The following is a 12,074-nucleotide window of genomic DNA, read 5'->3' as shown; positions in this document are numbered from 1 at the left end:
CGATCAGTTAGCGAGCGTGTCAGGCGCGAACAACAACCGGGTACCGCCAGCCGCTGGCAATGCCAGCACGCTGTAGCGCTCGCCGGCCTTGAGGGCGAAGGTCAACGGTTGACCGGTGGGCGCACCGGCGCACTTGAGCTGCACCGACAGTTCCACCGGGTTGATCATGCGACGCTGCACCGAACCTTCGGCGGCGTTCTTGAACAGCTCGACCTTTTGCGCCACGGCTTCCAGGCTGGCGTCGGCACACGCGGCGTCGGCATTGACGAAGGCCAGCGAGGCTTTCAGCGCGTTGAAGTCGTCCGGCTGCTCATGAATCACCAGTTGGCGAATACCACCCTTGGCATCGGCCACCGCGATCACCGTAGCGAACTCGCCTGGGGCGACAGTGACAGCCAAATCAGCGTTTTTGCCGCCCTGGCTCAACACGCCTTTGATCGGCGCGCTGCCGCCCGACACGGGCAGGTAGTCGGAGACAAGTTTGTCGCCACCCAGTACCAGGCTGGCCTTGGACCCTTCGGCCACCAGCTTCAACTCGCTGCTGGTGCCGTTGGCAAAGCGCAGGAACGCCGAGTCTTTTTCCGGCCCGGTGGGGTACAACGGGATGTCGGCGCTATATGCGCTGACGCTGGCGAGCAAGGTCGCCAGGCCCAGGGAAATGCGCTTCATCACTTGGCTCCCTTCACAGCATCCGCCGGCAATGCCGACAGCGCGCCGCCGATGGCCTTGGCCCACTTCTGGTAGCCGTCGATGGTGAAGTGCTGGCCGTCGGTGGTGATCCATTCGCCTGGCTTGGAGAAGGTCAGCGAGTCGATGTAGGTGCACGGCGCCACGTTGGTCGCCAGGAACGACGACATCAGCTTGGTGCGCGCATCATCCTTCTTGTACAGGCTGCCGACCTTGCCCCAGGCCGGGCCGACCCACACGCACTTGGTGCCGGTTTCGCTGATGGCCTTGGTCAGCGACGTCACGCTTTTCCAGGCCCAGACTTTCGGAAACTGCGGGTCCGGGTAGGAGGCCATGGTGTCGCCAATGATGATCACCACGAGGTCGGGTTTGTCTTTGGCGATGAGGTCCTTGACCGGCGTGGTACTCATGGCGTTCTTGCCGAACACCTGTGGCTTGGCGCCCGGCAGGTTTTCGGCGCCGCAGTCGACTTTCTTCGGCACGATCCAATCGGCCGCGCCGGCACCGCAGGCGCCGATGGTGTGGACCTTGGCGCCTTGCGCCGTCAGGTTGGCTTGCAGCGGATCGAGCAAATGGTCCGGGAAGCTCAGGTGGCTTTCGCCGAGTACCAGCAGGGTCAGGCCGGCAATTGCGGAAACAGGCATGGATGACTCCTATCAATCAATTCGAATACGGGGAACGGTAAGGGCTGACCGGCAGCGGCATAGGCCCGCTCAGGTCTTCAAACAGGTAGCGCAGGTACGCGTTGCCGACGTACTGGCGATAATCCTGGGCGTTGTCGACACCGACTTCGCCACCCAGATAAAAGCGTGAAGAAAGACGGTATTCAGCAGCCGCGTTGAGGCTGTAGCCGATGCCGGTCTTGCTGCTGCTGTCGTATTTTTTGGTACCCGTAGCGCGTTCCTGAAGATCGCTGTCTTTCGGGAAATAATCGGCGCCATCTTGCGCGATATATTGCACGCCCACCGAACTTTTCAACTCATAGCTGAAACGGTCGAAGCTCTGTGCCCATCGGACTGGTACGGCAAGGGAGAAGAAGCGTTGCGGGCTGAAATAGCCGCCCTGCCCATAGGTGTAGAAACCCTGGTTGTCCTTGAAGCCCATGGCCATGCCGCTGACGCCCAGGGTGAGGGTGTCGGTCGGCGTGTTGCGCAGGTACCAGTAGACGCCGCTGCCCAACTCCATACGGGTGTTATCCTCGACATGATTGCCAAGCAACTTGTGCAATGACGCATAGCCATAGGCACCCACCTCTTGGTCGTCGTAGCTCAGCTCGGCACGCCCGCCGTTAGCGGTGACGCCGCCCCACTTCTTATCGTGGACCTGGCCATCAGCCTCAGTGATCCTGGCGGTCGAACCGGCAAACGAGGTCACGCTGTCTGTCACCGGACGCCGTGAAACATTGACGCCATAGCGCAGGTTGCCGCCTTCGGTAAACGGTCGCGACACACTCACACCACCGACCACTGTGTTGTAGGTAAAGCCCAGTGGGCTCACGCCGATGTCAGCCTTGACGCCTTGCGCCGGGTCCTCAACGGCAACAGCCAGGCCGACCCCGTTCTCTCGCTTGGAATCATCGGTACCTTTGCCACCACCAAAACGCGCGGCCGAAATGGCTTTGACCGTCCCCGAACTCAAACTCACCGGCGTCACACGCAACGCCACGTTCATGTCGCCCACCGGCATGCGTGCTTCGAACGGCGTGTCCACCTGGGTAATTTTGCTCAAGCCACTTTCACCGTTGTTGCTGCGCACGCTCAGGCCCTGGACCAGGTAACCGCTACGGTCACGCAGCATCGAATCGAGGGCCCGTTGCGCAGGGCTCAAGGTCGGGTTGTCCAGCGCGGCAATCCGCGTTGGCGGCACAAACGGATCACTCAAGTTGTTCGACGGCGCATAGCCGTTGCTTGCCATGGCGTTTGCCGGAACCGTGGCCGCGACCGGCGCCGGCATCACGTTGGCCGGCGCATCGATGGGCGGCGGCACGGTGCCGCGATCCACCGCCAGGTCGGTAATCTGCCGACGCTGGCCAGGCAAGCCGACGAAGGGGTTGTAGGCCACGCCCTGGGCGTCTGCCAGGGCCGAGCGCGCCTGGGCACGCTGGGTGCTTTCGATAGCCAGCGCGCGACGCAGCAATTCAGTGGCTTCGTTATTGCGACCCAGGCCACGGTAGATACCCGCAGCCGACGTCAGCACTTCGGCACTCGTAGGTTCCAGGGTCAATGCCTTGTCGGCAGCCGATTGCGCCAGGCCACGGTCGCCCCCCTTCAAGGCGATGTCCGCCAGACCCAGTTGCAACTGAGCGTTACCCGGGTTTTGCTGGACCAGCGGCCGGTAGAGGTCCATGGCTTTTTTGCCATCGCCGCCCGCAGCGTACATGCGCGCCAGTGCACCAATGGCCGACGTGTCGTTAGGTCGCTGGGCCAGGGCTGGCGAGAGCATGTCGTACGCCGCCACCAGGTCGTTCTTCTCACGCAATGCGTCGGCTTGCTTGACCCGGTATTGAAAGATCAGGTCTTCGTAGCGCTGGCGTCCGGCGTCGCTCAGGGGTTGGCCCTGCAACTCACGCAGGATATCGCCGGCTTCGGTGTAGTGATTGGCCTTGAGCAATACGCTGGCGTAGAGCAGCTTTTGGTCGGCGGTCGGGTTCGGAGTCTTTTCCAGCACGCCTTGCATGATCTGCAGGCCTTCTTCCGGTGCGCCCACATCGACATAGGCAGACGCCAGCACCGCCAGGCGTTCCGGTTTTTTACCGGCCAGCGCGGCACTGCGACCGAGCAAGGCCAAGGCCTCGGGACGCTGACCACGGCGCGCGGTTTCGACAGCGATGTCCGTCTGTTTGTGCAGGGCGATATCGCTCGCCAACTCATTCATATCCGCCGTGCGCTGGCCGACCGGAATGCGTGACAAGGTGGCGTCGGCCGCCTTCCACTCGCCCAGCTCAACCGACAGCAAGGTGCTGGTGTACAGCGCATCCGGCTGGTTCGGCTGGCTTTTGAGCAGGCCATCGATCAAGGCGCGGGCGTTGCGGATCTGGCCATCCCGCAGGTAGACCCGCGCAAGGGCGAAACGTGTCCAGGGGTTTTCCGGATCGGCATCAAGCGCTTGCTGATACGCCGCCTGGGCGGCTTTCAAGTCGCCGCGCTGATCGGCCAACTTGCCCAACTGGGTGGCGCGCATGGCTTTGATCTTGGCCGTCGAGGAGAACTTGGCACGGTCGGCCGGCGACACCGAATCGATCAGCTTCAACGCTTCGTCCGGGCGACCCGATTGGGACAGCACGCCGATCAGGCCATTCAAGGCATCCGGGTCGCCAGGGTTGCGCGCCAGCACTTTGCGGTACGTGGCTTCAGCGGCGTCGAACTGATTGTCCTGGGCCTGGAAGCCGGCCAGGGCCACGGCGGCGTCGGCGCGACTCGGGTTCAAGCGCTCGGCTTGGGCCGCCAGGTCAAGGGCTTGGCTGCTACGGCCGGCAGTTTGCGCGTCGCGTGCCTGGTTGAGCAGGCTCCAGTAGCGCACTTCGTTCAGGGCCTTTTGCCAGGCAGCGCCGCCAGGCAGGCGTGTGGCTTGCCCGAGGTAATGCTCCGCCTCGCTGAAGCGCTGTTGCTGCTGGCGCACCACGCCCATGCCACCGAGGGCATCGACATCGTTGGGCTTTTCCGCGAGGCGCGCCGCCAACAGCGGCTCGGCGGTTTTCAGGTCACCGTCGTCCAGCGCCTTGAACGCTTTGACCAACTTGGGATCACGCTGCCAGCCGCCATCGCCCTTGCTCTGGGCAATGCCTTTGTTCATCAGCGCACGGATCTCAGTGTCATCCGGATGCTTGGCCAGGAACTGCTGGAACAACGGCACCTGGTCACGGTTCGGTGCACCGAGCCACACCAGTGCAAAACGCCAGCCTTCATCGGCGGCGCCGCCCACGTCGTTGTCGGTCGACAGGCGCTCCATCGCACGAATACCTTCGACGCGGGTGGACGGGTTACGCGCCAAGTGCCGGGCCAGGAACAGCGCGGCGATCGAATCATTCGGGCGCTCACGCGTGACACGTTGCAGGCCGGCGATACCTTCGGCCGTGCCCTTGGGGGTGAACGCCAAGGCGTTGTAATACTCACGCGCGATCAGGCCCTGAGGCTGGCGCCCCTGGAAAATCTGGCGGTACAGCGCCACGGCTTTTTCGCGATCTTCAACCGGCTCACCCAGCTCACGGGCTTGCTCCAGCAACTTGGCGTTGGTGGGGGTGTTGACGGCAATGTCTTGTTCAAGCTGCAAGGCCTGGCGCGGCAGGGGCGAAATTGCACGCAGACGGGCCAGGTATTTCTGCGCCTCTTCCGGGTGCTGCTGTTGCACCTGGATCAGGCCGATGCCATACAGCGCGTCCGGCTGCTCGGGGCTCAGGCTGAGCAGTTTCTGCCAGCTTTCCAGGGCGCGCTCGGGGTTTTTCTTCGACTGCCAATAGTTACCCTGCTCGATCAGCAAGGCTTGTGGGTCGCTGGTTGCAGCCAGGCTGGCGCTGGACGCCAGGGTGGCCAATATCGCAAGGGCTAGCGTGTGGCGGCGCATGCGCCCTCCCAGAATAATGTGACCGTACCGTCTTGCTCGAAACGGTACTTTTGATCGGCAAAACCTTTGCCGAACAGGCTAAGCATGTAGTCGTAATAAACCGGCTGCGCGGTATCGGGCGCGTCGGGGGCCATGGCCTTGCCCAACACGTCGTCGAGCTTGTGCTTTTGCAGTTGCGCCAGGGCGGTCTCGCCCCGTGCCTGGAAGAACACCATGGCCGACGCCGAGAACCCCAGCGGCGAGTAGCCATTGTTCTTCTCGACTTCGCCGGTGAGCACATGGACCTTCTCCGGCGGTAGGCCATTGACCGACGCAGCCGTCGCCCGTGACAGCCCACCCAACGCCTTGAGCATCGGCGCCGCGAGGGGGTCGCTCTTCGCCGTCATCCCGGCCCACAGGTAGGTGCGGATAGCGTCGTAACTGCCCAGATCGTCAGAGTACGGGTCAACCACAAACACGCCGGTATTGATACTGGTGGCGCGGTAGCCCACCCAGTTGGCGGCAAAGCCATGAGGGTTGCTTTGGGGGTCGGCCAGCATCTTCGCGTTGCTGTCGGCCACATCATTCCAGCCGCCGTTCGGGCGCTCTTTGTGGAAGCGGCGCAATTGCGCCAACACTTGATAGCTGGGATTGAAGCGCCACAAACCACCCGGATACGAATAGCCCACAGGCCCCGGCAACAGCATCTTGCCCAGGCCCGGTACACGTACGATCAGGGTCTTTTCCACATTGGCCAACACCAATTGCGCGTCGGCACGGTACTGCGGCACATTCCAGATGCGCGCAGCTTCGAGCAACGCATAGGCGATCCACAGATCGGCATCGCTGGCGGAGTTGGCATCGATCACGCCCCACTGGCCATCTTTGTTCTTGCCCCACAGCCAGGCGAACAGGTTGTGGCTGAGGTCATTGCCGGCCATGTTGGACTTGGTCCACGTCCACAGCTTGTCGAAGCGCGCGCGATCGTTGCCGACCAGGGCAAAGAACATGGCGTAGGACTGGCCTTCGGAATTGCTCTCGCTGGGGTTCAGGGACGAGTTCAACACCCGCCCGTCATCCTGCACAAAGCGCGTGGCATAGTTCTGCCACAGCGGCCATTGCGCATCACACGTCTGGGCCTGGGCTGCCCCCGCAAACATCGCGGCGCCCACCCAGGCCCAAGCGGCTGGACGCATCATGCCAACCGCCGTTTTGCACGGGCACGCAAGGACAGGTAGATCAGGCAGGTGACAATCGCCAGGCCCAGGAAGGTGAACAACAACATCCAACCCAGGTTTTGCGACAGTTGCCATTGCACCGACTTGAACCAGCCCAGTTTGCCCACGTAGTACTGCTGGTCAGCCACCAGTGAGCTGACCTGCGTGCCCTGCACCACCGCCAGGCTGCCCTGGATGGTTTCTTTATATTGATCGCCGCCAATCAGCACAGCGGTCGCGGCTTGCAGGCCTTCGGGCCTGGAACTGGAGATCAGCACCACACTGCGCCCGACCTTGAGCGGCGACTCGAAACCGGCAAACCACGTGCTGGTGCTCAAGCTGTTGAAGCTGATGGCGGCGTTGGCCGCGTGCTTGTTGGCTTCGGCGTCCGGGCTGACCCAGTTGCTGACGTAGCGCGGCAGGTCCGACAGTTTGAAGTGCTGCTGCGGGCCATCGACCGTCGCCGGCAGGTACTGCTGCCATTGCTTGAACAAGGGCTGGTCGGCACCGGTGGCGATCACCAGCAGGTCTTTGTCAGCCACACTTTGCACGTCCTTGGCTTGCACCACTTTGACGGCGGTCGCCGGGTAACCGGTGGACTCGCCGAAGCGGCCCAGGATGGTCAAGTAGGCACTCAACTCGTCGGTGCCAAAGGTGTCAGGCAACACCACGGCCGACTCGGACAGGTCCGCCAGGCGGGTGAACGGGAAACCGGCATCGTTGAACACGCCCAGGTTCGGCATGGCGATGAAGTGTTGGTAGCCGCTGATGTCCAGGCTCGAATCCGGGTCGATGGTACCGCGCATGTTATCGACGATGATGTCGCGGCATTCGCCTTCCTTGATGTAGTCGTACATAAAGCGCAGCTGCAGCTTGGACATCGGCGACGCCGAGCTGATCGGCAGCAACACCGTGGCTTCGCGCGGCAGCGTGTTGTCTTTCTGCATCATGCTCAACAGGGTCTTGCCGTCTGCCAGGCTGGTGATCGACGGCAGTGGCATCGACTTCATGAACTGGTCATCCAGCCCCACCAGCAATGACGAATTGGTCGACACTTGCTGCGGCGTGTAGCGGTACTTGAGGTGCAGCGGCACGCCTTCTTCACGCCAGTTGAACAGGTCGGGCGGCAGGCGGAAGTCGACGTTGATGGCGCCCGGGTTGTAGCCCGCGACGCTGAGCTTTTTCAGCTCGACCAGTTCGCCCAGACGTACCGGGCGATCACTGGGCACCCAGTTCGGCGCGTCATAGGGGCGGCGCGGAGCCAGGCTTTCAAGTTTGTCGATGACCACGCTGTTGCCGGCAAGCACCGGGTTGCCCAGCGCCACCGCCGTGGCGGCGCGCTTGAGTTCGGCGCCGTCGCGCCCCGACACGATCAGCAACTTGCCCTGGGGGTCGTTGGGGTTGGCGATCAGGCTCAGGGTCGGCCCGCTGGCTTGCGCCACTTTCACGCCATTGACGTCGACCGCATTCGGGCTGAGCACCAGCACAATGGCGTTGCCCTTGGCCGGGATCGTGCCGTAGGCAGCGGGGAAAGTAGCGCCACGGTAGCTGGCCATTGCGCCGAACCACGATGACAACGTCGCCGCCGCTTCCAGCGTGGCGTTATCCGGTGCGGTTGCGAACACGAACGGCAGGTTGACCTGGCGCGCATCACGCTTATCGAAGAACGGCAGCGGCAGCACCGACAGATCGTCTTTCAACAGGATCGGCGAGACCTGCACTTTCAGCTCGCTGGTGTTGCTGATTTTAGCCCAGAGGCTGCTGTGCAGCGGGTCCTCGCAGGACATGGTGTAGTGACCGATGAACTGCAAGCGCAGGCGGTTGAACTCGGTGATCAGGTGCGGCGCAATTTGCACGACGGCCTGTTGCGGGGTGCCGGCGCCCTCTTTTGGCAACGGCAGGCTGGCGGCGACTTCGTCGTTGACCAGCACGTTGATCTGCGACAGCTCCGCCAGCAGCGCCGGCGAATAGCTGTAGTTGAGCAACAGTTGGGCGCCCGTCACGACCTGGTCAGCACGGATGTCGAAGTTGACGCTGTCAGATGACTCCACACCCTGCAGGTTCATGCTGTCGCGACGCCCCAGTTGCTTGAGCGTCAGGCTGTAGCCGTTCTCGGCACCTTGCACGGCAGCAGGAGCAATCACTGCCTTGTCGGCCGCTTGCAGCAGTGGGCTCAGGCCCAGCAGCGAAGCGATCAGCAACGCATGTGCGGCGCGCAAATGAGCGCGCGCGAAAAAAGCTGTGGAGGTCATGGCTTGTCCATCAACGTATCAAGCGGTTGTGAGGGCGTGCGGCGCAGGGCCATACGTAATTCATGCAGGGTGGCGCGGCACAGCGTGAACAGACCGCCGATGCCGATACCGCCGACTTCACGCAAGGCTGCCAGCGGTGTGTCCGGCTGGCCGGCGCCCCAGCTGGCGGCCCAGGTGTCGGCACGTGAGAACGTCAGGCGCACCAGTTCGCTTTGCTCGCGCAGGGTCAATGACTCGAACTGCGCACCAATCTGTGTACCTTTGCTGAACGCCACCCGCGCCTGGAACAGGTTGTCCTGACCGTTGCGCGACAACACCAGTTTCACCCGCTCGCCTTGGGTGATGGAGTGACCATCATCGAGGATCAGGCCGAAGCCATTCTGCGAGAAGTCCTGGGTGATCCCGTGAAGCACACGACCGTCGGAACAAATAATACTCACCGGCAGCTTCGCACTCACACGCGGCTCGGAGCGCACTTGGCGCGTCTCGGAGGCCACCGCCACGGCAGCGCTGGTGATGATCAGGTTGTAGAGGGTCCAGGTCATGTTGATGGCGACGGTGACGGCGGTGCTTTCCTCGCCGTACACCAGTTGATGCACACCAAAGCCCAGGCCCACCAGGTTCACCAGCAGCAGCACCAGATACGGGCGCGCCAGCTTCCAGTCGAAGAACTGCTTGTCGATGATCCCGCCCTTGTCGGTGACGTTGAAGCCACCGGCCTTGGGGTTGACCAGCGCGACCAGCACCGGCGGCAGGATGTACCAGGCCAGTACGGTCTCGTACACCTCGTTCCAGAACGAGTGACGGAAACGCCCCTGAATCCGTGAGTTGGTCAGGCTGGAGTGCACCAGGTGCGGCAGCACGTAGGCGACGATCATCAGCGCCGAGGCGTGGAAAATCTCGGCGCCGAACACCAGGTAGGCCAGCGGCGCAGTGAGAAACACCAGGCGCGGCAACCCATAAAAGAAGTGCAGCATGGCGTTGGCGTAGCAGATGCGCTGGCCCCACTTCAGGCCTTTGCCGAGCAGTGGGTTGTCGGTGCGGAAAATCTGCGCCATGCCCCGCGCCCAGCGAATCCGCTGGTTGATGTGGCGCGACAGGCTTTCGGTGGCCAGGCCCGCGGCTTGCGGGATGGCCAGGTAGGCGGTGTTGTAGCCCAGGCGGTTGAGCTTGAGCGCGGTGTGGGCGTCTTCGGTCACCGTCTCGATGGCCACGCCGCCGATTTCCAGCAGCGGCTCACGGCGGATGACGGCGCAGGAGCCGCAGAAGAACGTGGCGTTCCACAGGTCGTTGCCGTCCTGCACCAGGCCGTAGAACAGCTCACCCTCGTTGGGCACGGCGCGGAAGGTGTCGAGGTTCTTTTCGAACGGGTCCGGCGAAAAGAAGAAGTGCGGCGTTTGCAGCATCGCCAGCTTCGGGTCCTTGAGGAACCAGCCCAGGCTCACTTGCAGGAAGGAACGCGTCGGCACGTGGTCGGCGTCGAACAGCGCGATGTATTCGCCGTCGGTGACTTTCAACGCTTCGTTGAGGTTACCGGCCTTGGCGTGGAAGTTGTTGTCGCGGCGGATGTAGTTCACCCCGACCTTGCGGCAGAAGTCGCGGAAGTCGTCGCGGCGGCCGTCATCGAGTACGTGGACGCGCAGCTTGTCCTTGGGCCAGTCCATCGCCTGGGCGGCGAAAATGGTCAGCTTTACGATGCTCAGCGCTTCGTTATAGGTGGGGATGAACACGTCGACCGTCGGCCATTCCTCCGGCTCGGTCTTGAGCCATACCGGCGTGCGGCGCAGCGGCCAGGCGGTTTGCACGTAGCCGAAGATGAGCACGACCATGGCGTAGAACTCGGCCGCGACCAGGCCGTAGCCGAAGAACATGTCGACCCAGGTTTCAAAGCCGAGGGTGGAGGTGAGGCGCCAGAACATGTAGCGCAACGACGCCACCAGCGACAGCACCACCAACGCGAGGATCGCCAGGCGCCCCGGGATCTTGCGCAACACCAGCACGGCGAGGAAGCACACGCCGGCGAACAGGCATTGGCTGTAGAGGTCGAGCGGCGCGCTGATAATGCCCATCAACAGCAGGGCACCGAGCACGCAACTGGCGACAACCAGTACCGTACGCAGCGCCGCAGGCCACCGGTTGAAGCGCGCGATGGCGCCATTGAGGCGCTGTTCGGCGCGCCCTTCGACGAAGGGCGTGGAGGACGTAGTGTCGGTCATGGAAGGTCCGAGTCGATGCGTTCGAGCAAGGTGCGGCACAGGGCGTGGACGTCCTGGCTGCCGATACTGTTGACGGTTGGGTCGAGGGGATCACGCCCGTAGGCCTGGGCTTCGCTGAACGTGGGGTCGCGGTGGACCGTCCCCAACAGCGCAGCACCCAGGCGGGTCTTGAACACCTCGGCCATGTCCAGGCTGAAGCGGTGGGCACCGTCCAGCTGGTTGATCACGTAGAAGCGTTGTGGCGGTTTGGCGCGCTGGAGGTGCGGAGCCAGGATGCTGTCCATCTGGTCGAGGATGCTGAACGAGGCCACGTCCGGCTGTACCACCACCAGCACCGCGTCGGCGACCGACATGGCCTGGCTGAGGTAGACCGTATTGCCGGCGGGGACGTCGATGATCACGGTGTCCTGGCCGTTCAACTTGAGACCGGACAGGCGCTTGCCGAGCCACTCGCTGTCCTGGCCCAACCAGCGATTGAGGCTGTGCTGTTGCTCGTGGTCAGTGGCGCCGAATGCCACCAGTCGGCAACCGGCAAAACCACGTTCGGGCAGGGCTTCCCAGCCTTCGTTGCGCAAGCTGGTGGCGCCAACGCCGGGCATGTCGAGCCCCAGGCACAGGTGGTGGCGCAGGGCGTTTTGCGGGTCCAGGTCCAGGGCCAGTGCCGGGCGGCCCTGGCGCTGCAAGCCACTGGCAAGCGCAGCCGTGAGGGTGCTGCGACCGACGCCGCCCTTGACCGAGACCAACACCACGACTTTCGGGCTCGATTGCTCGGAGTACACCTGGCCGTCCCGCCCTTCCACCACTTCGGGCGGCTGCAGGTGGTCGGCTTCGCCTTGGCTCAGTTCCTCCAGCAAGCGCAGCAGAGGCGCCGAGGGGGCTTCGATCTCAAGCGGGGCTGGAGTGACTGCGGGAGCTTCCAGGACCTCGACTTCGTCCTCGATGAACTCGTGGACAAAGTCGATCTCACGATAGCCACTCGGGTTGGCACCGAGCTTGTTGAATAGCTTTGAAATGTCATCTGCCCGACTCACTCACTGCCCCTCCCCACCTGATTTGCGCTTTATAAAGGCGATAAAAAGGCCAGCAAGGAGCTGACCTGGTTTTTTCTAGTTATGTGGTGTCGGGCGCATTCTGTGATATCACAATGATGGTGTCAGTATTTT

At 62.9% G+C, this 12,074-nt stretch carries 7 protein-coding genes; all 7 read right to left on the bottom strand.

Going from position 1 to position 12,074, the window contains the following annotated elements:
- Window positions 1-3: 3 nt before the first annotated feature.
- From M2497_RS02425 to bcsQ, 7 genes are read right to left on the bottom strand one after another with little or no spacing between them, the layout of a single operon-like run.
- The gene (locus tag M2497_RS02425) at window positions 4-669 is read right to left on the bottom strand and encodes an alginate O-acetyltransferase AlgF (protein WP_248485708.1); all 666 of its coding nucleotides are present in this window, start codon (window positions 667-669) and stop codon (window positions 4-6) included.
- Entirely contained in the window at window positions 669-1,331 is a 663-nt protein-coding gene (locus M2497_RS02420) for an SGNH/GDSL hydrolase family protein (RefSeq protein WP_071497037.1), read from the bottom strand. The genes M2497_RS02425 and M2497_RS02420 overlap by 1 nt, the downstream gene beginning before the upstream one ends.
- Window positions 1,332-1,347: 16 nt before the next feature.
- Window positions 1,348-5,247, bottom strand: a complete 3,900-nt coding sequence (locus tag M2497_RS02415; protein WP_248485707.1) for a cellulose biosynthesis protein BcsC — start codon at window positions 5,245-5,247, stop codon at window positions 1,348-1,350.
- Window positions 5,229-6,425 carry a cellulose synthase complex periplasmic endoglucanase BcsZ gene (bcsZ, locus tag M2497_RS02410; protein WP_248485706.1) on the bottom strand — a complete coding sequence of 399 codons (1,197 nt, stop codon included), beginning with the start codon at window positions 6,423-6,425 and terminating at the stop codon, window positions 5,229-5,231. The genes M2497_RS02415 and bcsZ overlap by 19 nt, the downstream gene beginning before the upstream one ends.
- Window positions 6,422-8,695: a cellulose biosynthesis cyclic di-GMP-binding regulatory protein BcsB gene (bcsB, locus tag M2497_RS02405; protein ID WP_248485705.1), complete on the bottom strand. Its 2,274-nt coding sequence runs from the start codon at window positions 8,693-8,695 to the stop codon at window positions 6,422-6,424. The genes bcsZ and bcsB overlap by 4 nt, the downstream gene beginning before the upstream one ends.
- On the bottom strand, window positions 8,692-10,911 hold the full coding sequence (gene bcsA, locus M2497_RS02400; protein ID WP_071497033.1) for a UDP-forming cellulose synthase catalytic subunit: 2,220 nt from the start codon (window positions 10,909-10,911) through the stop codon (window positions 8,692-8,694). The genes bcsB and bcsA overlap by 4 nt, the downstream gene beginning before the upstream one ends.
- Window positions 10,908-11,873, bottom strand: coding sequence for a cellulose biosynthesis protein BcsQ (gene bcsQ / locus M2497_RS02395; RefSeq protein WP_348984775.1), 966 nt, complete (start codon window positions 11,871-11,873; stop codon window positions 10,908-10,910). Before bcsQ ends, bcsA begins: the two co-directional genes overlap by 4 nt.
- Window positions 11,874-12,074: the final 201 nt, after the last annotated feature.

The organism is Pseudomonas sp. CYM-20-01 (genome assembly GCF_023169845.1).
Lineage (GTDB): Bacteria > Pseudomonadota > Gammaproteobacteria > Pseudomonadales > Pseudomonadaceae > Aquipseudomonas > Aquipseudomonas azotoformans.
This window is presented reverse-complemented; position numbering and strand designations above follow the sequence as displayed.

What these genes read in the sequence shown, in the direction of transcription:
- M2497_RS02425 (WP_248485708.1), bottom strand. Translation starts at nt 669, where the DNA reads ATGAAGCGCATTTCCCTGGGCCTGGCGACCTTGCTCGCCAGCGTCAGC.
- M2497_RS02420 (WP_071497037.1), bottom strand. Translation starts at nt 1,331, where the DNA reads ATGCCTGTTTCCGCAATTGCCGGCCTGACCCTGCTGGTACTCGGCGAA.
- M2497_RS02415 (WP_248485707.1), bottom strand. Translation starts at nt 5,247, where the DNA reads ATGCGCCGCCACACGCTAGCCCTTGCGATATTGGCCACCCTGGCGTCC.
- bcsZ (WP_248485706.1), bottom strand. Translation starts at nt 6,425, where the DNA reads ATGATGCGTCCAGCCGCTTGGGCCTGGGTGGGCGCCGCGATGTTTGCG.
- bcsB (WP_248485705.1), bottom strand. Translation starts at nt 8,695, where the DNA reads ATGACCTCCACAGCTTTTTTCGCGCGCGCTCATTTGCGCGCCGCACAT.
- bcsA (WP_071497033.1), bottom strand. Translation starts at nt 10,911, where the DNA reads ATGACCGACACTACGTCCTCCACGCCCTTCGTCGAAGGGCGCGCCGAA.